The sequence below is a fragment of the Azospirillum baldaniorum genome (assembly GCF_003119195.2).
GTDB lineage: Bacteria > Pseudomonadota > Alphaproteobacteria > Azospirillales > Azospirillaceae > Azospirillum > Azospirillum baldaniorum.
This window is the reverse complement of the sequence record NZ_CP022253.1, coordinates 684,650-706,654: the sequence shown is the minus strand read 5'-3', so window position 1 is coordinate 706,654 and position 22,005 is coordinate 684,650. Positions and strand designations below refer to the sequence as shown.

Here is a 22,005-nt window from a genome sequence, read left to right as displayed (position 1 = left end):
TTCTCTCCTCACCACACGGCCAGGCCGATGATCCAGGTCAGCACGGTCAGCACGGCCGCCGCACCGATGACGATCTGGTTGCCGCGGTCGGCCTCGCTCAGCTCGAACGCCTTGCCGGCGTCCCACACCAGATGCCGGATGCCGTTGCACAGGTGATAGTAGAGCGCCAGCGACCAGCCGAACATCAGCAGCAGCCCGAAGAAGGAGCCGATGAAATGCTGCGCGCGCTCGTAGGCGGCGGGGCTGGTGGCGGCGGCGACCAGCCACCAGGTCAGCAGAAGGGTCCCGACGGCCAGCCCCACGCCCGTGATGCGGTGCGTGATGGACAGGAGCGCGGTCCTGGGGAGTTTGTAGACTTGCAGATGCGGAGAGAGCGGCCGACCGCTGCCGTTTGCCATTGCGTCGTCCTCAGTTCGGCGACCGGTCGCGGCAAGGAGGGCTGTTGCCGCGACGGCGGGTGATGCGAGACCGAAAGTTTTAAGCCCTGCTGTGTTTGGCGATTGAATTACGCCTCTACCGCACACGAGTCAACGGCAGGGACTTGGCCGTGGCCAAAATGGCGCACCGCGGGAAGTGCCTGAAAACTAACGGGCTTTGCTGCAGACTGGTATTACCAGGGCCGAAACCCGGTTTCGCCGTTCAGCCTATTACTTGTCGAAGCGGCGAACATTCTCCACCATCATCGAATACATCTGGGTAATCAGCTCCGCCGGACGCAGCCGGCCGAAGGGAATGTTCTCCTTGGCCCATTCCACCAGCCCCTCGGGCGGGCGGACCGGAGCGACCTCGTAGCCGGCCTTCTTCAGCGCGTTCATCACCGAGCGCGCCTGCTTGGTGTAGTCCTCGTTGAAGAAGGACTTGTCCGCGTCCTTGATCGCCTTGGCGATGATGTCTTCGAGCGGAGTGGCCATGCCCCTGTGTGCCGGTCGCGGTCGTTCGTGATAGGGCGGACACGGTGTCACAACGCGGGCGCTGTTGCAATTCCAATGGGAACCGCATACCTCAAGCCCTCTTCGCACCGCATATCACAGGGATTAACCGCCATGGGCTACACAGTCGCGGTCGTCGGCGCCACCGGCAACGTCGGACGGGAAATGCTGACCACCCTCGCTGACCGCCGGTTCCCGGCCGACGCGGTGATCGCCCTGGCCGCCGACAGCGCGGTCGGCAAGGAGGTGTCCTTCGGCGAGGACGCGGTGCTGAAGGTCGAGGACGTCGGCCGCTTCGACTTCAAGGGCGTGGACATCGCGCTGTTCGCCGCGGACGCCAAGGTTTCGGCGGCCCACGCGCCGCGCGGCGCCGCCGCGGGCGCCGTGGTGATCGACGCCAGCCCGCAGTTCCGCATGGATCCCGACGTCCCGCTGGTGATCCCGGAGGTCAACGGCGACGCGCTCGCCGGCTACGCGAAGAAGAACATCGTCGCCAGCCCCGGCGGTGCTGCCATCCTGCTGGCCATGGCGCTGAAGCCCCTGCACGAGCAGGTCACGGTGAGCCGCGTCGTCGTCTCCACCTACCAGGCGGCCTCGGACGCCGGCAAGGAGGGCATGGACGAGTTGTTCGGCCAGACCCGCGCCATCTACGTGAACGACCCGGTGCAGAAGTCCGTCTTCTCCAAGCAGATCGCCTTCAACGTCATCCCGCACATCGGCCCCTTCATGGAGGACGGCGCGACGCGGGACGAGTGGGCGCTGACCGTCGAGACGAAGAAGGTCCTCGACCCCAAGATCAAGGTGAGCGCGACCTGCGTCCGCGTCCCCGTCTTCATCGGCCATTCCGCCGCGATCACCATCGAGTGCGTGGAGCCGGTGACCGCCGAGGAGGCCCGCCGCATCCTGCGCAAGGCGCCGGGCATGCAGGTGATCGACCAGCAGGAGAACGACGGCTACATCACCCCGGTCGAGATCGCCGGGGACGACCCGGTCTTCATCAGCCGCATCCGCGAGGACTACACGGTGGACAACGGCCTGTCCTTCTGGGCGTCCACCGACAATCTGCGCAAGGGCGCCGCGCTCAACGCCGTGCAGATCGCCGAGCTGCTGGTGAAGGAGTATCTGGAGGAGTGATCCCGATCCGCTCCTCCCGCCCCGACGACGTCCCCGCGCTGTTCGCCGTCTGGCTCGCCGCGGTGCGCAGCACGCACGATTTCCTGAGCGAGGAGGACATCGGCTTCTACGCCGACCTCGTGCGCGACCAGTATCTTCCGGCGGCGGCGCTCATGGTCGCTGTGGACGGTGACGACCGGCCGGTCGGCTTCTTGGGCATGACCGGGAGCAAGATCGACACGCTGTTCGTCGATCCGGCGTGGCACGGCCGGGGAATCGGCCGTACCCTGGTCGCCCGCGCCCTGGAGGGTGGGCCGGAGCTGACGGTCGACGTGAACGAGCAGAACAGCGCTGCACGGGCCTTCTATCGGCGTCTCGGCTTCCGGGAGGTCGGGCGCTCCGCGCTGGACGACAGCGGCCGTCCGTTTCCCTTGCTGCATCTGGCCCTCGATGGCGCCAGCCAGGGGAACCCGACCGGCGCCTGAAGGGCTACTTGACGAACAGCCGGTAGAGGGCGGAATGGTCCAGCCCTCCGTCGCCCTGTTCGGCCAGCAGTTCGAACAGCTCCAGGCTGAGGCCCAGCGCGGGAAGCTGGATGCCGGACTGCTCCGCCAGCTCCTCCGCCTGTTTCAGGTCCTTGATCTGAGTAAGCACCCGGCCGCCCGGCGTGAAGTCGCCGGAGACCATGCGCTGGCCGTGCAGTTCCAGGATGCGCGACTCGGCGAAGCCGCCGCGGATGGCGTCGCGGACCTTGCCCGGCTCCACCCCCGCCGCCTTGGCCAGCGCCAGGGCTTCGGCCACCGCGCCGATGCTCAGCGCGACGATCACCTGATTGGCCATCTTGGCGACCTGCCCGGCCCCGCTGTCACCGACATGGGTGATGCGCTGGCCCATCGCCTGGAACAGCGGCAGAGCGCGGGCGAAGGCCTCCTCCGTGCCGCCGGCCATGATGGTCAGAGTGCCGGCCTCCGCCGCCACCGTGCCGCCCGACACCGGGGCGTCGACCCAGTCGGCGCCCTTGGCGCGGACGGCCTCGGCCAGCTTGCGGGTCGCCCCGACCGCCGTGGTGCCCATGTCGATGACGAGATGGCCAGGCCGCAGCGCGTCCATCAGCGCCGCGGCCACCGCCTCCACCGCCACGGTGTCCGACAGCATCAGCACGATGGCGTCGGCGCGGGCGGCGACCTCGGCGGGTCCGGCGGCGGGGCTCATGCCCTCGCCGGCCAGTTCCTCGACCGGGCCGGGGCTGCGGCTGCTGATCACCAGGGCCGCACCGGCCTTCGCCAGATTGCGGGCCATCGGCCGGCCCATCAGGCCCAGCCCGATGAAGCCGACCGCACGGTCCTTGAGGTCTGCCATGTCCCCGGCCGTCATGTCCCTGGCCGTCACAGACGGGTGTGGCGCGCCCGCGCGCCGCGTTCGATGGCGGCGGCGCACAGCCGGTCCACGCCCAGCTTGTGCCGGATCAGCTCCAGCATCCGCAGCTCCTCCTGCGAGGCCGACGGGTCCGCCGCGGCGATGTCGCAGGCGAGCGCGTAGGCGGTCTCGGACAGCTTGGACGGAATCGCCTCCTTGACGATCTGGAGCGTCGTCTCCAGCCCGTCGGCGTCGGCCAGCAGGCCGGAGCATTCGCGGGTCACGTCGGTCAGCCGGTCGATGTCGAAATCCTTGAAGATCGGCAGGTAGCGGACGTTCTCGCCGATGGCCTCAAGCTCCGCGTCCGTCATGTCGCCGTCGCACGCCGACACCAGCACCATGACGTAGATGAGCGCGCTGTGATGGTTGATCATCGAAACTCCTGCGGAAAAAGGGCCCCGCCCAATCTTGCCCGCCCCCCGCGCGCCGTCAAGGGAGGGAGCGCCGTCAAGGGAGCTATGCCCGGGACGGACGGGTGGGTCCCTCGACAGGGGACGGGTTGCCCCTTAAGGTCGGCCCCCATGTCGGTGGTCTTCAACGTGGCGCTCCCGGTCTTCGCCATCATCCTGGCGGGCGTCCTTTCCGGTAAGGCGAAGCTTCTCGGTCCCGCCTCGTCGGAGGCGCTGAACAAGTTCGTCTACTGGATGGCCCTGCCGCCGGTGCTGTTCCTCGGCACCGCGAAGCGCTCGCTGTCGGAGATCTTCAACGGCCCCTTCATCGGCGCCTTCCTCGGCTCGATGCTGGCGGTCTACGCGCTGGGCGCCCTGCTCGGCTGGTTGATCCACCGGGAGCGGACGCAGATCCAGTGCATGCAGGGGCTGAACGCCTGCTTCTCCAACACCGGCTACATGGGCATCCCCCTGTTCCTGGCGGCCTTCGGCCCGGACCGTCTGGCCCCGGCGATCCTCGCCACCGTCATCATGAGCGCGATCATGGTCGGCATCGCGGTGATCTGGCTGGAGTTCGCCAACAGCCAGGGCGGCGGCATCGGCAAGGCGCTGCGCGACGTCGGCCGGGCGCTGGTCAAGAACCCGCTGATCATCTCCACGGCCCTGGGGCTCGCCTGGTCGGTCTTCCTGTCCGGCGTGCCGGTGCCGCGCCCGATCGCCATCTACTGCGACCTGATGGGCGCCTCCGCCGGTCCCTGCGCCCTGTTCGCCATCGGCCTGTTCCTGGCGACCCAGAGCCTGAAGGCCAACCTGCTGGAGGTCGGCTGGATCAGCGCCCTGAAGCTGGTGGTGCAGCCGGCGCTGGCGTGGTTCCTCATCCAGACGCTGTTCCCGCTCGACCCCTTCTGGGCCGGGTCGGCCATCATCCTCGCCGGCCTGCCCACCGGCGCCCTGACCTTCGTGGTGGCCAGCCAGTACCGCATCTATGTGGAGCGCACCTCCGCCGCGATCCTGATGTCCACCATCGCCAGCGTGGTCACCCTGTCCTTCCTGCTGGCCACCTACGCGCCGCCCCTCTGAACCTTGGCTTGCAGTCGTCCGGTCGCACTCGCCTCTTCAGACATTCATCTTTCTTAAAAGAAAGAAACCATTTGAAAAGCGGGAGGCAGCCCTCCCTGCATCATTCTTGCGTCTTTCTTAATATTTGCTGTTCAATCATTTGATCACGGCAAATCCAACGCCCACCGCACGGGCGGCTGGTCTGCCGAATCCTTTCGTTCAGACTCAAAACAATCGACCGCCGCCGCATCGTTTCGGGGGAAAGAGATACGCGCCATGTCCATGCTGAGTTCCATGACCATCCGAACCAAGGTGGTCGCCGCCACCGTCTGTGTCCTGCTGATGTCGGTCGCCCTGGGACTGTTCGCCGTTGACCGGCTGAGCACCGTCAATCACGCCGCTGAGGAAATCCGCTCCAACTGGCTGCCCAGCGTCACCGCCATCGGGGAGATCGACGGTGCGGCCAACGATTACCGCATCCTGGAGGCGTCCCACATCCTGGCGCTCTACCCCGCGGAAATGGCCGAGGTCGAAAAGGAAATGACCACGGTGCTGAACCGCTTGGCGGAGGCCCGGCGGAAGTATGAACCGCTGCTGGCCCCCGGCTGGGAAACCCAGACCTTCAAGCGCTGGGAGGCGGCGTGGGACAGCTATCTGAAAATCAGCCAAGGCAAGCTGCTTCCGCCCTCCCGGGCCAACGAGAACGAGAAGGCCACGGGCGTGTACCGGGAAGAATCGCGCAAGGCGTTCGATGAATGCTCCGCGCTCATCAATGAGCTGACCGCCTCCAACGTCCAGAACGCCACGAAGGCGGCGGACAGGGGGCGGGTCACCTATGTCGGGGCGCAGAACTGGATTCTGGGCGCCATCGCGTTCGTGGCGGTCCTCTGCCTGTTCGCCGGCATCGCCATGACGAAGTCGGTCGCCCGGCCCATCGTCACCCTGACCTCCATCATGGACCGTCTGGCCAAGCGCGACCTCGGCGTCGCCGTGGAGGGCGGCACCCGCCGGGATGAGATCGGCGCCATGGCCCGCGCGGTGCAGGTCTTCAAGGACGGCCTGATCGAGGCGGAGCGCCTGACCGCCGCCCAGGCCGCCGAGGAGGAGAACAAGCGCCGCCGCACCGAGCGGATCGATTCGCTGATCCGCAACTTCGACGGCGCGGTGCACAGCGTCCTGCAGACCGTGGGCGCCGCGGCGTCTCAGCTCGACACCACCGCCCGCAGCATGACCGACATTGCCGAGCACACGCGGGCCGAGGCCGGCAGCGCGGCGGCGGCGGCCGAGTTGACCTCCGCCAACGTGCAGACCGTCGCCGCCGCGTCGGAGGAGATGGCCGCCTCCATCACCGAGATCTCCCAGCAGGTGTCGCAGTCGGCCGGCATCGCCGGCAAGGCGGTGGACGAGGCCGACCGCACCAACGCCACCGTGCAGGGGCTGTCGGAAGCGGCCCAGCGCATCGGCGACGTGGTTGACCTGATCCAGAACATCGCCGCCCAGACCAACCTGCTGGCTCTGAACGCCACCATCGAGGCGGCACGGGCGGGCGAGGCCGGCAAGGGCTTCGCCGTCGTGGCCAGCGAGGTCAAGAGCCTCGCCAACCAGACCTCCAAGGCGACGGAGGAGATCGCCCAGCAGATCGGCGCCATCCAGGCGGCCACCGGCGGGGCGGTCGGCGCCATCCGCGGGATCGGGGCGACCATCTCCTCGATCAACGACATCTCCTCCTCCATCGCCGCCGCGATCGAGGAGCAGGGTGCGGCGACCCAGGAAATCAGCCGCAACGTCCAGCAGGCGGCGCAGAGCACCCAGGAGGTGACCAGCAACATCGGCCGCGTGTCGCAGGCCGCGACCGAGACCGGCAGCGCCGCGAGCCAGGTGATGTCGGCCTCCGGCGACCTGAACCAGGGGGCGATGCGCCTGAAGAGCGAGGTGGAAAACTTCCTCGTCGCCATCAAGGCCGCCTGAGGATCGCACGACAGGACCGGTGGGCGGCCGCGGGACCGTCCACCGGCAGCCCCGCCGCGGCGTGGGCTCCGGCGTCCCGCGTCCCCTCATACTTTCGAAGAAGCGCGCGGCAATCGGTTTGACAACCGGCGGCTGTCCCGGCACTCCATGACCGTTACTGGTCACTGTCTCATCAAGAATACAAAATGGAGGAGCCGCCATGCTGGGCCTCTATGCGCAGCACGCGCAGACCTATTTGCTTGTCCTGATGATAGGCACGACGCTTTTCTTTGCCCTGCCGATTTTCATCGCGCCGCTCGCCTGGGCTCGACTGATGCTGTGGCGCATCCCGCAGGACACCGACCTCGCCGTCTATTTCGGCCGCTGCCTCGGGGCGTTCATCCTGATCGTCGAGTTCCTGATGCTGCGCGGCGCAACGACGGTGGAGACAACCGCCTACGCCTTCGACGTTCTGTTCTGTGTGTTCGGGCTGATGCTGGCGGTCCATGTCTATGGCGCCATCCGGCGCATCCAACCGCTCACCGAAACGCTGGAGATCGGCTTCTGGGCGCTGCTGCTCCTGCTCAACACATGGTTCTACCCGGCCTTTCCCGTCTGACGAAATCCCGGTTCCGCCGCCGTTGCCCCACTCCTGTTGCCAAGCCGCCGCTGCCCGTATAATGTGCACCGCGCATCAAGAGTTGAGCGGACGCTCAACGCCAACCTGCTTTCCCGAGCAAGGTGGCGTCCCGAAGGGGGATGTGGCCGGACCGGCAAACAAACGGGGTTCGCCATGACGTCTGTTCCGACCGATGCACCGACAGCGGAGCCGGACGAGTCATGCCCATCAGGATACCCAACGATCTTCCCGCCTTCACCGCCCTGCAGACCGAGGGGGTCATGGTCATGCAGGAGGCCGACGCCATCCGGCAGGACATCCGACCCCTGCGCTTCGGCCTGCTCAACCTGATGCCCGACAAGATCCGGACCGAGACGCAGATCGCCCGCCTCCTGGGCAACACGCCGCTTCAGGTCGAGCTGTCGCTGATCCGGATCACCAACCATGTGCCGCGCAACACCGCGGCGGACCATATGAGCGCCTTCTACCGGTCGTGGGAGGACGCGCGCCGCGAGACGTTCGACGGCTTCATCATCACCGGCGCTCCGGTCGAGACGATGCCCTTCGAGGAGGTGTCCTACTGGGACGAGCTGTGTTCGGTCTTCGACTGGACGCAGAGCCACGTCCATGCCTGTCTGAACATCTGCTGGGCGGCGCAGGCCGCCGTTCATCACTTCCACGGCGTGCCGAAGCATCTTCTGCCGCGCAAGGCGTCCGGCGTGTTCCGGCACCGCAACCGCGCCCCCGCCTCGCCCTACCTGTGCGGCCTGTCCGACGGCGTGCCCATCCCGGTCTCGCGCTGGACCGAGGTGCGCGAGGACGACCTCCCGCCCGAAAGCGGACTGCGCGTGCTCCTGGACTCCCCGGAGACCGGCCCCTGCCTGCTGGAGGACGCCGCCCACCGGTCGCTGCACATGTTCAACCACATCGAGTACGACACGGACACGCTGCGCAACGAGTATGTCCGGGACGTCGCCAAGGACGCGGCCACGCCGGTTCCCCACGGCTATTTCCCCGACGACGACCCCAGCCAGCCGCCCGAAAACCGGTGGCGGAGCCACGCCCATCTGCTGTTCGCCAACTGGATCAACCAGATCTACCAGACGACGCCCTTCGAGCTTTCCCGCATCGGCACGGCCGCGTAGGCCGCCGACCGGAACGGGTGGGGTGAGGCGGAGTTGGGCCCCTGAATCGTGGGGAGGGAAACGCCCTCCGCTCAAGGCAACCGAACCGTCCCGTCACCGTCCAGCGGCTGCAGCGCCTCGTCCATCTGCAAGGCGAGCCAGAGCAGATGCGCGACGGCCGACGGGCTGACGCCGGGCGGACGGGAATTGCCCTCCCCCTCCTCCGCCGCCAGACCGTACAGGGCCGCCACCAGATGGCCCTTGGCGCGGGGTGACAGACGCCGGCCCCGGTCGGCCAGCCCTTGCTCGACAAGCGCGACCGCCTCGCTCAACAGCGCGAGGTCGAGCACTGACCCGGACGCCCCGGACTCCCGCTGCAGGAGCGGAAGCGCGCCGTCACCGGACTCCGGCCGGCCGGCCGCCGTCCGCATCCTGCCCCGGCCGGTCAGCAGCCAGTTCATGTCGATGCCGAGGGCGGCCAATTCCGACAGGGTCTCTCCCTTCGGCAGCTTGCCGTTCAACTCGTAGGACTGCCACGTGTTCTCCCCGAGACGGAACCGGCGAGACATTGTTTTTTGTGTCTCACCGAGAAATTCGCGCACGGTCTTGAGCCGATCCCCAAGCTGCACCACGCTGGTTTCTCCCAAGCCTGGAGAGGAAGCCTCCATTTCCACGGTGAATTTGCTTCCCACGGCGCCCCGCTTGCGACGGGGCCAATCGTCGGTTGCACGTTTTCTCATGTTGCTACGATACGTATTATCGTGTAAGAAACGCTGGGATACGCGGTGCGCAGCACTTTTACGCATGGATACGACATGGCCATTCTCGGTGTGCGCTCCAATCATTCCGCCTTTGGTCCGGGTCCCGCGGGGCCGCCGGTCAGCGCCTGCACGCGACACTAGAAACCGTGTGCCCCCGAAGGGCGTTCAGGTTCTGCACCGGTAGAGTAGCGAAGTCTCCTTCACCGCCCGCGGGAGCACGGCGGCCATGATGACTGTGTGACGCCAGTTTCTTCCGGAGCGACGTCTTCGGAGGCGTCCCGCGAATCTCTCCGCATGGTCGCCCCTTGGCCGCCGACCAATCCTTCAACTTATCGCAGAACATGTGGGCTTTTGCATTGCCCATCCGCGCGGCCATGCGGTCGGGCGTGCGGAGCGTGTGCGGCATCCCTCACTGTCACACAATGAACAATTTTGCCGCAACCGGTTCATTGCGTAATTCACAATTATCAACGAAGACAAACAGAAATAAAAATCCTCCTTTGGTGACGCGCGAGGAAACCAACCACCAAAACAACAGAAAAGAGAAAAACATCATGAATGACATCAGCGTCAGAACAAAAACGTTTGCAGTTTTTGCGTTTCTATCCCTGCTTCTCGCTGGCATCGGCACCTTGGGAATCAACCGCCTGTCGGTGGTCAACGACAGCTCGACGGAAATCGCCAGCTTCTGGATGCCGCGGGTCGTTCAGGTCAACGTCGTGAACGACGCCGTGTCGAACTTCCGCATCCTGCAGAGCACCCACATCCTCAGCGCCACCGAGACGGAGATGACCGCGGTGGAGAAGCGGATGGACGAGATGGAAGCCAGCATCGCCAACGCCCGCCGGACCTACGAGGCGACGCTGCGAACCGCCGAAGGGCGCGCTCTGTTCGCCCAGTTCGAACAGCAATGGGCGCAGTATCTCACCCTGCACCGTCAGATCACCGCCCTGTCGCGGCGCAACGAGAACGCCGCCGCCAACGCCCTGTTCCGCGACGCGGCCGACAAGGGCTTCCAGGAGGTCGGGCGGACGCTCGACGCCATGATCGACCACAACAACCGCGGGGCCGCCAAGGCGAGCGACGACGCCGACGCCGTCTACGCCCAATCCAGCACGATGCTCATCGTCGCGCTGCTCATCGGCATCGCCGTCTGCCTGGGCGGTGCGCTGATGATGATCCGCGGCGTCTCCTCGCCGATCGGCGCGATGACCGAGGCGATGCGCCGGCTGGCCGGCGGCGACAAGACGACGGCGATTCCCTTCGCCAGCCGTGGCGACGAGATCGGCGCCATGGCCACCGCCGTCCAGGTCTTCAAGGACGGGCTGATCGAGGCCGACCGGCTGGCCGCCGAGCAGGCCGCCGAGCAGGCCGCCAAGCTGCGGCGGACCGAGGCGGTCGAGCGGCTGATCGGCTCCTTCGAGGAGCAGGTCGCCGACGCGCTGCGCAACGTCGCCGCCGCCGCGACCGAGCTGGACACCACCGCCCAGAGCATGGCGGTCACCGCCCGCCAGACCAACGACCAGGCGGCCAACGCCGCCGCCGCCGCGGAACAGACCAGCGCCAACGTGCAGACGGTCGCCAGCGCCGCGGAGGAGATGTCCAGCTCCATCGGGGAGATCGGGTCGCAGGTCACCCGCTCCACCGGCATCGCCGGACAGGCGGTGCAGGAGGCCGGGCGCACCACCGACTCCGTGCGCGGGCTGGCCGACGCCGCGCACCGCATCGGCGCCGTGGTGCAGCTCATCACCAACATCGCCGGCCAGACCAACCTGCTGGCGCTCAACGCCACCATCGAGGCGGCCCGCGCCGGCGAGGCCGGCAAGGGCTTCGCCGTCGTGGCGTCGGAGGTGAAGCAGCTCGCCAACCAGACCGCCCGCGCGACGGACGAGATCGCCTCGCAGATCCAGGCGATCCAGGAGGCCACCGCCGGCTCGGTCGGCGCCATCGAGGGGATCGGCCGCACCATCGCGGCGATCAACGAGATCTCCACCTCCATCGCCGCCGCGATCGAGGAACAGTCCGCCGCGACCAACGAGATCTCGCGCAACGTCCAGCAGGCGGCGATCGGCACGCGCGAGGTGTCCAGCAACATCGCCCAGGTGACCGAGGCCGCCGGCACCACCGGGGCCGCCGCCCATCAGGTGCTGGGTGCGGCCGGCGGGCTGGCCTCGCAGGCGGAGAACCTTCGCCGCGACGTGGAGAGCTTCCTGGCGGCGATCCGCGCCGCCTGATGGATGCCTCGCGATTCCTGCGGGGCCTCACCAGCCCCGCAGGAACTCCGCGGTCGCCTCCACCGCCTCCTTGATGCCGACGCGGCGGACCTCCACCCCCTCGGGGAAGGCGCCGAACAGGCGGCTCGGCATCATCGGGTCGAGCAGAACGAACACCCCGGTGTCGTCGGCCCGTCGCACCAGCCGGCCGAAAGCCTGCTTCAGCCGCAACCGCGCGATCATGTCCTCGTAGCGCCGCCGTCCGAAGGCGTCGCGCCGGGCGCGGTGCAGAATGTCGGGGCGCGGCCAGGGCACCCGGTCGAACACGATCAGCCGCAAGCTGCGGCCCGGCACGTCCACCCCGTCACGCACCGCGTCGGTGCCGAGCAGGCAGGCGTGCTCCTCCCCCCGGAAGATGTCGATCAGGGTCGCCACGTCCAGCGGGTCGACATGCTGGGCGTAGAGCGGGATGCCGGTGGCGTCCAGCGGCTCCACGATGCGGTCATAGACGGCGCGCAGCCGGCTGATCGCGGTGAACAGCCCCAAGCCCCCGCCGCCCGCCGCCTGGAACAGCGTGCGGTAGGCCGACGCCACCTGCCCCAGATCGTCCTTGCGCACGTCGGTGACCACCATCACCCGCGTGCGGTTGGGATAGTCGAAGGGCGACGGCACCTGGGCGCGCAGCGCCGGCTTCGGCAAATGGCTGGCGCCGCAGCGGTCCTCCGCCGCCTGCCAGTCCATGGCGGTGTCGCCGGTGCCGTCGGTCAGCGTGGCGGAGGTGACCACCATGCCGTGCGCCGGCCCGGCCAGCGCCTCAGCGAAGGGAACGGTCGGGTCGATCCAGTGGCGGTAGAGCCCGACGTCGACGTCGCGCCCGTCGATCCGCTCCACCGCGAACCAGTCCACGAACTGCGCCGGGGTCTCCACCGGCAGGGTCTTCAGCATGGCCCGCCACGCCTCGACCGTCAGAACGCCGCGCCGGGTCAGGCTGCGCGCCATGGCGTCGATGCGCCGCCGCTGGTCGCTGTCCAGTTCCGCCGTCTCGTCCTCCAGCCTTGCCGCCAGCCGCTTGGCCAGCCCGGCCAGCGGGTCCGCCAGCCGGACCAGCGCCGCCTCCAGCGCCGCCGCCGCGTCGAGCAGCCCGTCCACCGGATAGGCCTTGTCGGCCTCCAGGCTGTAGGGACCGCCCTGCCCCGCCGTCCGCGAATAGACCTGCCGCCGCGCGGCGAGCAGGAAGGCCTCGGTCGGCCCCTGCGGGTTGTCGGCGGACAGCCGCGCCGCCCAGCCCTCCGCCGGCAGGACTCGGGCGCCCAGCATCACCGCGTCCATCAGCTCCTGCGCCTGTTCGTCGCTGGCGACCAGATCCTCGATGCGGCGCTTCAGCCCGCGGGCGCGGCTGCGTCCGGTCTCCTCGGCGCCCAGCAGCCAGCGCCGCAGCTCCTGGGTCTCCCGCCCGGTCAGATGCCCGGCGAAGGCGCTGTCCGCGGCGTCGAAGACATGGTGCCCCTCGTCGAAGACGTAGCGGGTGGGCAGCGTCGGCTCCTCACCGCCGCCGAGTGCGGCCTGCACCATGACCAGCGCGTGGTTGGCGATCACCACGTCGGCCTTGCGGGCGCGGCGCACGCTTTTCTCGATGTAGCAGCGGGCGTAATGGTCGCAGGCGGAGTAGATGCACTCGCCCCGCCGGTCGGCGAGGCCCAGCGTCCGCCCGCGCCCGGCGATGTCGACCAGCCAGCCGGGGAAGTCGCCGCCGGTCAGGTCGCCATCGCGCGTCGCCGCGGCCCAGCGCGCCATCAGCCCCACCCCGATGGCGTGGTGCGGCTGCATCGGCATGCCGCGGACGGCCTCTTCCAGGTTCAGCAGGCACAGGTAGTTTTCCCGGCCCTTGCGCAGCACGACCTTGCGCGCCTTGGTCGCCGGTTCGGGGTAGAGGCGGTCCAGCTCCGCGTCGATCTGGTGCTGGAGGTTGCGGGTGTAGGTGGAGATCCACACCGTGCCGCCGTTCTTCTCCGCCCACACCGTGGCCGGCGCCAAGTAGCCCAGCGTCTTGCCGACGCCCGTTCCGGCCTCCGCCAGGACGACGTTCGGCGTGTCGGGGGCGGGGCGCGGGGCGAAGGCGGCGGACACCGCGCTGGCGTAGTCGGCCTGCTGCGGGCGCGGCTCGGCCACCTTGCCGGGCACGCTGGCCGACAGCATCACCGACAGCCGGCGGCGCGCCTCGTCCGGCTCCACCGGGTGGTGGGCGGGCGGCGGTTCGGGCGGGCCGTCCTGCCATTCCTTGATGCGGGTCCAGACGCGCAGGCCGGCGCGGCCGGCGCCCTTCTCCGGCCCGTCCGGCTTGCCGAGCGCCGCCAGCACGGCGGGCGCCCACAGCCAGCCGGCGCGCCCCATCTCCCAGGCGAAGGCCACCGGGTCGGACGCTTCCTCGCGCCCCGGCGATCCCAGCAGGCCAAGCAGCTTGCGCACCGCCCGGTGCAGGGCCAGCGCGTCGTCCTCCAGCCCGTCGGGAATCGGCAGATCCAGCGCCTCGGCCAGTCCGCGCGGGGTCGGCACGCAGAAGCGGGCGGGCAGGACGAAGGCGAACAGTTCCAGCAGGTCGAAGGCGGCGAAGGGCTCCGTCCCCAGCCGCCGCGTCATCGCCCGCGCGTGGCAGACGAGCGGCGGCTGGCGGCGCGCCCGCTTCGCCGCGGCGGCGGGCGGCAATTCCTCCACCTCGCCGTCACCGGTCAGCAGGACCACGCGCCGCGCGCCGGCGACCAGGGCCGGCGCGTCATCGAGGCTGAAGGACGGGAGGGAGGGCGCCGAGGTCAGATCCATGGCGCGCAGTATAGTGGCCCCCGCCGCCGCAATGCGAGCAAACCCGTGTTGACCGATCGGCCCGCCCCCTCGAAAGTGCTCCCCCGTCCTTGAGCGTCGCAGAGGAGAGGTCGAGCGCATGCGGTTTCCGGTCCGGCGTCTGCTGAGACTCCTGATGGCCCTGGCCGTCGCCCTGGTGGCCTTCAGCGTCGGCTGGGCGGCGCTCTACCGCGTGGTGCCGGTGCCGGCCACGCCCCTGATGCTGATCCGCGCCGCCGGAGGGTCCGGGCTGGCGCACGACTGGGTGCCCATGTCGCAAATGTCTCCCCACCTCGCCCGCGCGGTCATCGCGTCGGAGGACACGCTGTTCTGCGGCCACGGCGGCTTCGACTGGGCGGCCATCGAGGGAGCCTTCGAGGACAACGAGGAGGGCCGGCGCCTGCGCGGCGGCAGCACGATCAGCCAGCAGACCGCCAAGAACGCCTTCCTCTGGCCGGACCGCAGCTGGACCCGCAAGGGCGCCGAGGCGTGGTTCACCCTGCTGATCGAGACGCTGTGGCCGAAGAGCCGCATCCTGGAGGTCTACCTGAACATCGTGGAGTGGGACGACGGCGTCTACGGCGCCGAGGCCGCCGCCCGCCATCATTTCAAGAAGCCGGCATCGGCCCTGACCCGCCGCGAGGCCGCCCTTCTCGCCGTCGTCCTGCCCAACCCCCGCAACTGGTCCCCGAACCCGCCCGGCGCCTACGTGGCGCGACGGGCCGGCGTCATCGAGCACCGCATGGCGGTGGTGGAACGGGACGGGCTGGCCGATTGCGCACGCTAATCTTCGCCTGCCATATTTCAACCTTGAACTTGCTTGTCGACCACAAATACAGCCGATGGTAATCTGATCTGAATGCCATGCAGGGCGACGGAGTGATTCGGCTAACCGACATTCTTCGATCGTTGGCAAACCTCGGCAACGGGAGAGCCGTCAGATGAACGCCATGGAGCCATCGGTGGGTGCGGCCCGGCAGCCGGCCCCTCTGTCCACCACGACATCCTCCGCTCCCAAGCACGCGGCGGAAGCGAAAGAAGCAACCGTCGGCTCCCCCGACGGCGCGCGCGATACCGCTGCGGTGGTTACGCTGTCGGAGACGGCCCAGGCGTCCCTGGTGACCCAGACGACGACCCAGACCGCGGGAAAAAAGGATTTCGCGACCGTCGCCAAGGACGCGCGGGCAGCCATCGACGCCAAATACGCGGAGCTGGCCGCGAACGGCAAGCCGATGGACTACATGCACGCCACCCAGGAAAGCTGGGACACCGTCTATGGCGGGCTCGACCGCCGCGCCCTCTTCGCCATCGCCAGCAACAGCGACGGCAGCTTTTCCAAGGACGAGCAGGACACCGCCCAATCCATCATGTCGCAACAGCAGGGGCGGGCCATGATGACCGCGGACCCGACGGGCAACGATCACGCCGCCCGCTTCCGGGCCGGTGTCGCCTTCCTGGAGGGCGTCGGCGACGAGGAGAAGGGCTCGGCCAACTGGGCGGTCCAACGCGCCGCCAACCAGTTCGGCTATGAGCAGTCGATGCGGAGCAGCGGCCGGGAACCGGACGATCTCGACAGCGAAAACCCGGTGGTCGCCATGATCAAGGGCGCGATGGACCGCCTCAAGGACAAGTCACCCGAATCCGTCGCCACCGGCGGCTATGTCAAGGATCTGAAGGACATGCCTCTGTTCCGCGACGGCGTGCCAGCGGTCGCGGCCAGCGCTGGCACGCCTCCCCAGATCAGGGCGCTCGACATCCGGGCATGAGGAGCTACGCCCCTCCCCCCGACATCCGGAGGCTGACCACCCCCGCCACGATCAGCAGGATTCCCGCCAGCTTCAGGAAGTTGAGCGACTCGCCGAACACCCACACCCCGATCGCCGCGATGGCCGCCGTGCCCACCGCCGACCAGATGGCGTAGGCCACGCCGACCTCGATTTCGCGCAGCGCCTGGGCCAGCATCGCGAAGGCCACCAGATAGCAGGCCACCACCGCCAGGCTCGGCCACAGGCGGGTCATGCCGTCGGACATCTTCATAGCGACGGTGCCCACAATCTCGAAGGCGATGGCGACGGACAAAAACAGCCAGCTCATGCGGGTCCTCGACGGATGATCATCTTCCAGAAATGCGCGCAAACCGTAGGACGGACAAGCGCGGCGCCCGTTGACGGACGGCACGGACGGCCCTAGGGTCGCTGCCTTTCTACACTTCCGTCGAGTTTTGAAGGGGCTCTACCATGACCGGCGAGCGGGAATTGGCGTTGCAGGCGAAGGCGTGGCCGTTCGAGGAGGCGCGCAAACTGGTCGCGCGCTTCGCGAAAGAGCCGCCGGCCAAAGGCTACGTCCTGTTCGAGACCGGCTACGGTCCGTCGGGCCTGCCGCACATCGGCACCTTCGGCGAGGTGGCGCGCACCACCATGGTCCGTCAGGCCTTCCAGCGGATGAGCGACATCCCGACGAAGCTGTTCTGCTTCTCCGACGACATGGACGGGCTGCGCAAGGTCCCGGACAACATCCCGAACAAGGAGCTGGTGGCCGCCAGCCTCGGCAAGCCGCTGACCCAGGTCCCCGACCCGTTCGGCACGCACGACAGCTTCGGCGCGCACAACAACGCACGGCTGCGTGCTTTCCTCGACAGCTTCGGCTTCGAGTACGAGTTCCAGTCCTCCACCGACTGGTACAAGTCGGGCCGCTTCGACGAGGCGCTGCTCGGCGTGCTGCGGCGCTATGACGAGATCATGGCCGTCATGCTGCCGACCCTGGGCGAGGAGCGCCAGCAGACCTACAGCCCGTTCCTGCCCGTCTCCCCCTCCACGGGGCGCGTGCTGCAGGTTCCGGTGCTGGAGCGCAACGTGGACGCCGGCACCATCGTCTTCCAGGACGAGGACGGCAAGAAGGTCGAGGTTCCCGTCACCGGCGGCCATGTGAAGCTCCAGTGGAAGCCCGACTGGGGCATGCGCTGGTACGCGCTGGGCGTCGATTACGAGATGTACGGCAAGGACCTGATCCCGTCGGCTGAGCTGGCCGGAAAGATCGTCAACATCCTCGGCGGCACCCCGCCGCAGGGCTTCAATTACGAGCTGTTCCTCGACGACAAGGGGCAGAAGATCTCCAAGTCCAAGGGCAACGGCCTGACCATGGAGGAGTGGCTGGCCTACGCCCCGCCGGAGAGCCTCGCCCTCTACATGTTCCAGAAGCCGAAGTCGGCCAAGCGCCTGTATTTCGACGTGATCCCGCGGGCGGTGGACGAGTATCTGGCCTTCGTCGCCAAGCTGCCGGTGGAGGAGCCGGCCAAGGCGCTGGAGAACCCGGCCTGGCACATCCACAACGGCACGGCGCCGGCGGTGCGCTCGGACGTGTCCTTCAACCTGCTGCTGAACCTCGCCGGGGCGGCGAACGCCGAGACCAAGGACGTCATGTGGGGCTTCATCAGCCGCTACGCGCCCGAGGCGACGCCGGAGAACAGCCCCTTCCTGGACAAGCTGGTCGGCTACGCCGTCCGCTACTACCAGGATCAGGTCAAGCCGACGAAGCGCTTCCGCGCCCCCACCGACGCCGAGCGCGCCGCGCTGGAGGACCTGCTGAAGCGTCTGGACGGCATCCCCGCCGACGCGGCGGGCGACGTCATCCAGAACGAGGTCTTCGCCGTCGGCAAGGAGCATGGCTTCACCGAGTTGCGCGCTTGGTTCCAGGCGCTCTACGAGGTGCTGCTCGGCCAGACCACCGGCCCGCGCATGGGCTCCTTCATCCAGCTCTACGGCCTGGACGAAACCAAGACCCTGATCCGCGAGAAGCTGGCCGCCTGAGCACCGTCTTCTTTTCCCCTCCCCCGCGCCGCGGCCCGCCGCGGGGGAGGTTTTCCCAGCGGACCGGCAAGCCTCACGAACAATCCGCACGACACGCAAACCGTCTTCAAGGAAGGTGGCGCCCAAGGGCATGCCCGGATGAATGTCGCTCAGCATTCGACGAGACTTCACCGGCCATGGTTCCGATCACAAACAATATTCCCAATCCGATCGTTTGCGTTTCCATCATCCGGTCAGGCGGCTCGAATGTGTGCAAACGGTCGAAATCCTGCCCACCCTCTGGGCAAACAACATTTTATTCCGGCGCCGCCATGCGCACACCGCACCGCACCAATACCAACTTGGTATTACCATCCGCCAAGATCAAAGCCTATGATCCGCCCCGTTACTGCTTTTGCAGTGCGTTTCCTCCCTAAACTCTTCAAGGCCGCATCCCAACCGGGTTGCGGCCCTTTTTCTTTTCCACCTCGGCACGTCGAGGCTTTGACATCGCCAGCCGACGGCATGACTGGCGGTGCAGGGTATGGTTGCGCACGGCGGACGCCGGTGACAAGTTCGGCTCCATTAGCGGTCCGTTAACCGGGCCGTCGTTGGATATCCGGATGCAGCCACGTCAGCCCCCCTACGCCGATCATGGGGACGACCGTCCCGGCGCGGCCCGCTCGGCGCCGCGGGCAGACCCCTCCGCGGACGACGGGGTGGACCCGGACCTGCTCGGCTATCTGTTCGACGATTCTCCCCCCGCTCCTCCTGCGCCGGAACCGGCCCGCCGCCGCGTCGGCACGGCGCTGGTCGAATCGCGGCGGGCCGGGATGGGCGATGCCGGGGTCCGCGCGCATCTGGCGCGCAAGCTGTGCCGGCTGCTGCCCGACCTGCCCCCGGACCGCCAGGACAAGGCCACCGCCACCGCCCTGCGCACGCTGGAGCGGCTGGCCCGCGATCACGCGGCCCATGTGCGGACGGCGCTGGCCGGGGCCCTGAAGGACGTCGCCTGCGCCCCGCCCGCCGTGGCGCGCATGCTGGCCCGCGACGTCGAGCGCTCGGTGGCGGAGCCGATCCTCCATTGCTGCGCCACCCTGACCGACGACGACCTGCTGGAGATCATCGCCAGCCACCCCGCAGGCTGGGCCCTGGCGGCCATCGCGCGGCGGCCGGCGGTCAGCGCGCCGCTGTCCTGCGCCATCGTCGACACCGGCGACGCGGAGGCCACAAGCGTCCTGCTGGACAACGACGGCGCGGTCATCCCCGAAGACCGGCTGGAGGATCTGGTGGAGCGGTCGGGCGGCCATCCGGACTGGCAGGCCAAGCTGGCCGGCCGGCCCGCCCTGTCGCAACGGTTGGCCCTGCGGCTGGCGGAGTTCGTCGACGACTCGGTGGCCGACCTGCTGCGCCGCCGCACCGATCTGGACGCGGTCACCGCGGCGGAGGTCGCCGCCGTGACCCGCCGCCGCGTCGCCTGGGTCGAAGGGCGCGATCCCGCCGAGTCGCCGGGGCGCCGCGCCGTCCGCCTGCACCGGCAGGGCGCCTTGGACGAGACGGCGCTGGGCGACGCCCTGTCCTGGGAGGAAACGGACTTCGTCCGCGCCGCCCTGGCCCTGCGCGCCGCCGTCCATCCGGGAATCGTGGACGACATCCTGCGGTCCGGCGATGCCCGCGCGGTCACCGCCCTGGTCTGGCGGGCGGGCTATTCGATGCGCTGCGCCATGCGGGTGCAGATCCGTGCCGCTGGTATCCCGCCGCGCGCCGTGCTGAACGCCCGCCAAGGCACCGACTATCCGCTGCCCGCGGCGGACATGACCCGCCACCTCGCGCTCTACGGCGTCCGCTCCTGACGGTGCGGAGCGCCGTCCCCGAAATGTCCCTTACTGGATCTCCAGCGGCCGACGGGCCGGAGCGCGCCGCGTATCGGGCGCCAGCGTCGGATCGTTCTGATACAGCGGGCGCGACGGGTCGGTGTCGATCAACTGCGGCGGGGTGACGATCTCCTCGCCCGACCCGGAATCGAACTGGATCACCGCCATCCGGCGCACATCCTCGCACAGGGCGCGCTTGCGCAGGGTCGCCGGGTCGGCAGGCCCGTCGAAGGCCACCAAGGGCACCACGATGCCGCTGCGCTCCCCCGGCGGAACGGAGGTGTACACATAGTTCGACACGGGCCGGCAATACAGGATGTCGGTGGCCGACGGGGTATCCGCCGCAGTGGCCGCCGGAGCGCCGGCCGCCGCCTCGTTCAACGGCGCACTGGCCAACGGAGCCTTGGCCAGAGCGGCCTCATAGTCTGCGACGGTTTGTCCCAAGGCCGCGCCACCGCTTCCCAGGGCCAGCGTCACGGTCAGGCAAAATGCCGGTGCAAAGCGAATCATGGTTCTTCCCCCCATCCCGAACGGCCTTGAAAACCTATCCAAAGAATAGTGCGCCGCACCCGGAACGCCAAATTCCTGTTTGCCGTTCCGGCCATTCGCCGTAATCGATTGCACAGTTCCGTGCCCCGTGCTTGCGGTCACGCTTGCCCTCGGGCCGGAATCGCGCTAGGAACCGCCCTCGAAATCTCAGGGCGCTGGACCCCTAGGACGCTACACTCAATCGGTTCTGTCCTCCGCTGAATGGGGGACGCTCACGCTTAGGGAAACGCTCCATGGCTCGCAAGAAGATTGCGCTCGTCGGCGCCGGCCAGATTGGCGGCACGCTGGCTCTGCTCGCTGCCCAGAAGGAACTCGGCGACGTCGTCCTGTTCGACATCGCCGAAGGCATGCCGGAGGGCAAGGCCCTCGACCTGGCTGAGACCTCGCCGGTCGAAGGCTTCAACGCCAAGCTCAGCGGCGGCAACGACTATTCGGTCATCGAAGGCGCCGACGTGGTGATCGTCACCGCCGGCGTGCCGCGCAAGCCGGGCATGAGCCGCGACGACCTGATCGGCATCAACACCGGCGTCTGCCAGACCGTCGGCGAGAACATCAAGAAGTACGCCCCGAACGCCTTCGTCATCGTCATCACGAACCCGCTGGACGTGATGGTGTGGGTGCTCCAGCAGGCCTCCGGCCTCCCGCCGGAGCGCGTCGTCGGCATGGCCGGCGTGCTCGACTCGGCCCGCTTCCGCTACTTCCTGGCCGACGAGTTCAAGGTGTCGGTCGAGGACGTCACCGCCTTCGTGCTGGGCGGCCACGGCGACACCATGGTCCCGCTCGTCCGCTACTCGACCGTCGCCGGCATCCCGCTGCCGGATCTGGTCAAGATGGGCTGGACCACGCAGGAAAAGCTGGACGCCATCGTGCAGCGCACCCGCGACGGCGGTGCGGAGATCGTCAAGCTCCTGAAGACCGGCTCGGCCTTCTACGCCCCGGCCGCCTCCGCCATCCAGATGGCCGAGTCCTACCTGAAGGACCAGAAGCGCGTCGTTCCGGTCGCCGCCTACCTGACCGGCCAGTACGGCCAGAACGACCTCTACGTCGGCGTCCCGACGATCATCGGCGCCGGTGGCGTCGAGAAGATCATCGAGATCGATCTCTCCGCGGAAGAGAAGAAGATGTTCGATCACTCGGTCGACGCTGTGAAGCAGCTCGTCGAGGTGGTCAAGAAGCAGCAGGCTGAGAAGGCCGCCTCCTAAGGCGGCCTGTTTTTTGCCTGCGCGACGGCCTGCGGCCCTGTCGCCCCGGCGCGGACGGTTGAACCGTCCGCGCCCGGTGGTACAGTGACCGCGGACGTTCGCGCCAGCCGGCGTAAGGCTTCCTGAAGGACTCGTTCTCACGAAGACTTGCGCCCTGTCGCGTCCGCCAGCAGGAAACGCCTGCCCGATC

At 68.3% G+C, this 22,005-nt stretch carries 20 protein-coding genes and 1 riboswitch; of the genes, 12 read left to right on the top strand and 8 right to left on the bottom strand.

Annotation, left to right across the window (positions count from 1 at the left end):
* Window positions 1–8: 8 nt before the first annotated feature.
* Window positions 9–398 carry a succinate dehydrogenase, cytochrome b556 subunit gene (gene sdhC / locus Sp245p_RS03275; protein WP_014241603.1) on the bottom strand — a complete coding sequence of 130 codons (390 nt, stop codon included), beginning with the start codon at window positions 396–398 and terminating at the stop codon, window positions 9–11.
* A 249-nt stretch (window positions 399–647) separates the two neighbouring features.
* Window positions 648–911 carry a hypothetical protein gene (locus Sp245p_RS03270; protein ID WP_014241604.1) on the bottom strand — a complete coding sequence of 88 codons (264 nt, stop codon included), beginning with the start codon at window positions 909–911 and terminating at the stop codon, window positions 648–650.
* Window positions 912–1,043: 132 nt separating this feature from the next.
* On the opposite strand from Sp245p_RS03270, the gene Sp245p_RS03265 reads away from it, so the two are divergent.
* Window positions 1,044–2,063, top strand: a complete 1,020-nt coding sequence (locus tag Sp245p_RS03265; protein WP_014241605.1) for an aspartate-semialdehyde dehydrogenase — start codon at window positions 1,044–1,046, stop codon at window positions 2,061–2,063.
* A complete protein-coding gene (locus Sp245p_RS03260; protein ID WP_014241606.1) occupies window positions 2,060–2,527 on the top strand; it encodes an acetyltransferase in 468 nt (155 codons plus the stop codon). Before Sp245p_RS03265 ends, Sp245p_RS03260 begins: the two co-directional genes overlap by 4 nt.
* A 4-nt stretch (window positions 2,528–2,531) precedes the next feature.
* Here Sp245p_RS03260 and Sp245p_RS03255 read toward each other — a convergent pair whose 3' ends face one another.
* Both Sp245p_RS03255 and Sp245p_RS03250 read right to left on the bottom strand, forming a co-directional pair.
* Complete coding sequence (locus Sp245p_RS03255) at window positions 2,532–3,431, bottom strand: NAD(P)-dependent oxidoreductase (protein ID WP_281291708.1); 900 nt, start codon at window positions 3,429–3,431, stop codon at window positions 2,532–2,534.
* Window positions 3,428–3,832: a tellurite resistance TerB family protein gene (locus Sp245p_RS03250; protein WP_014241609.1), complete on the bottom strand. Its 405-nt coding sequence runs from the start codon at window positions 3,830–3,832 to the stop codon at window positions 3,428–3,430. Before Sp245p_RS03250 ends, Sp245p_RS03255 begins: the two co-directional genes overlap by 4 nt.
* A 147-nt stretch (window positions 3,833–3,979) precedes the next feature.
* Between Sp245p_RS03250 and Sp245p_RS03245 the strand changes: the two genes are divergently transcribed.
* The 4 genes from Sp245p_RS03245 to Sp245p_RS03230 all read left to right on the top strand — a co-directional run bounded on the left by Sp245p_RS03245 (window position 3,980) and on the right by Sp245p_RS03230 (window position 8,617).
* Entirely contained in the window at window positions 3,980–4,927 is a 948-nt protein-coding gene (locus Sp245p_RS03245; RefSeq protein WP_014241610.1) for an AEC family transporter, read from the top strand.
* A 255-nt stretch (window positions 4,928–5,182) separates the two neighbouring features.
* Window positions 5,183–6,874 carry a HAMP domain-containing methyl-accepting chemotaxis protein gene (locus Sp245p_RS03240; RefSeq protein WP_014241611.1) on the top strand — a complete coding sequence of 564 codons (1,692 nt, stop codon included), beginning with the start codon at window positions 5,183–5,185 and terminating at the stop codon, window positions 6,872–6,874.
* 199 nt (window positions 6,875–7,073) lie between these two features.
* The gene (locus tag Sp245p_RS03235; RefSeq protein WP_014241612.1) at window positions 7,074–7,472 is read left to right on the top strand and encodes a hypothetical protein; all 399 of its coding nucleotides are present in this window, start codon (window positions 7,074–7,076) and stop codon (window positions 7,470–7,472) included.
* A gap of 67 nt (window positions 7,473–7,539) precedes the next feature.
* A riboswitch (SAM-I-IV-variant riboswitch) is annotated at window positions 7,540–7,644 on the top strand.
* 49 nt (window positions 7,645–7,693) lie between these two features.
* Window positions 7,694–8,617 carry a homoserine O-succinyltransferase gene (locus Sp245p_RS03230; protein WP_014241614.1) on the top strand — a complete coding sequence of 308 codons (924 nt, stop codon included), beginning with the start codon at window positions 7,694–7,696 and terminating at the stop codon, window positions 8,615–8,617.
* Between the two features lie 71 nt (window positions 8,618–8,688).
* On the opposite strand, the gene Sp245p_RS03225 is transcribed toward Sp245p_RS03230, so the two are convergent.
* Window positions 8,689–9,165, bottom strand: coding sequence for a hypothetical protein (locus Sp245p_RS03225; protein WP_244439329.1), 477 nt, complete (start codon window positions 9,163–9,165; stop codon window positions 8,689–8,691).
* Window positions 9,166–9,911: 746 nt separating this feature from the next.
* Here Sp245p_RS03225 and Sp245p_RS03220 point away from each other — a divergent pair.
* Complete coding sequence (locus Sp245p_RS03220; RefSeq protein ID WP_014241617.1) at window positions 9,912–11,591, top strand: methyl-accepting chemotaxis protein; 1,680 nt, start codon at window positions 9,912–9,914, stop codon at window positions 11,589–11,591.
* A 27-nt stretch (window positions 11,592–11,618) separates the two neighbouring features.
* Here Sp245p_RS03220 and Sp245p_RS03215 read toward each other — a convergent pair whose 3' ends face one another.
* A complete protein-coding gene (locus Sp245p_RS03215; protein ID WP_109138348.1) occupies window positions 11,619–14,387 on the bottom strand; it encodes an ATP-dependent DNA helicase in 2,769 nt (922 codons plus the stop codon).
* 118 nt (window positions 14,388–14,505) lie between these two features.
* On the opposite strand from Sp245p_RS03215, the gene mtgA reads away from it, so the two are divergent.
* Window positions 14,506–15,192 carry a monofunctional biosynthetic peptidoglycan transglycosylase gene (gene mtgA, locus Sp245p_RS03210; protein ID WP_109138347.1) on the top strand — a complete coding sequence of 229 codons (687 nt, stop codon included), beginning with the start codon at window positions 14,506–14,508 and terminating at the stop codon, window positions 15,190–15,192.
* A gap of 154 nt (window positions 15,193–15,346) precedes the next feature.
* Window positions 15,347–16,171 carry a hypothetical protein gene (locus Sp245p_RS03205; RefSeq protein WP_014241622.1) on the top strand — a complete coding sequence of 275 codons (825 nt, stop codon included), beginning with the start codon at window positions 15,347–15,349 and terminating at the stop codon, window positions 16,169–16,171.
* A 4-nt stretch (window positions 16,172–16,175) separates the two neighbouring features.
* On the opposite strand, the gene Sp245p_RS03200 is transcribed toward Sp245p_RS03205, so the two are convergent.
* Window positions 16,176–16,499 carry a DMT family transporter gene (locus tag Sp245p_RS03200; protein ID WP_014241623.1) on the bottom strand — a complete coding sequence of 108 codons (324 nt, stop codon included), beginning with the start codon at window positions 16,497–16,499 and terminating at the stop codon, window positions 16,176–16,178.
* Window positions 16,500–16,642: 143 nt separating this feature from the next.
* Between Sp245p_RS03200 and Sp245p_RS03195 the strand changes: the two genes are divergently transcribed.
* On the top strand, window positions 16,643–18,211 hold the full coding sequence (locus Sp245p_RS03195; protein WP_014241624.1) for a lysine--tRNA ligase: 1,569 nt from the start codon (window positions 16,643–16,645) through the stop codon (window positions 18,209–18,211).
* A gap of 602 nt (window positions 18,212–18,813) precedes the next feature.
* Window positions 18,814–20,043 carry a DUF2336 domain-containing protein gene (locus Sp245p_RS03190; protein WP_014241626.1) on the top strand — a complete coding sequence of 410 codons (1,230 nt, stop codon included), beginning with the start codon at window positions 18,814–18,816 and terminating at the stop codon, window positions 20,041–20,043.
* A 30-nt stretch (window positions 20,044–20,073) separates the two neighbouring features.
* On the opposite strand, the gene Sp245p_RS03185 is transcribed toward Sp245p_RS03190, so the two are convergent.
* A complete protein-coding gene (locus Sp245p_RS03185; RefSeq protein WP_014241627.1) occupies window positions 20,074–20,574 on the bottom strand; it encodes a hypothetical protein in 501 nt (166 codons plus the stop codon).
* A gap of 272 nt (window positions 20,575–20,846) precedes the next feature.
* Here Sp245p_RS03185 and mdh point away from each other — a divergent pair, with 272 nt between their 5' ends.
* Window positions 20,847–21,815, top strand: a complete 969-nt coding sequence (gene mdh, locus Sp245p_RS03180) for a malate dehydrogenase (RefSeq protein WP_014241628.1) — start codon at window positions 20,847–20,849, stop codon at window positions 21,813–21,815.
* Window positions 21,816–22,005: the final 190 nt, after the last annotated feature.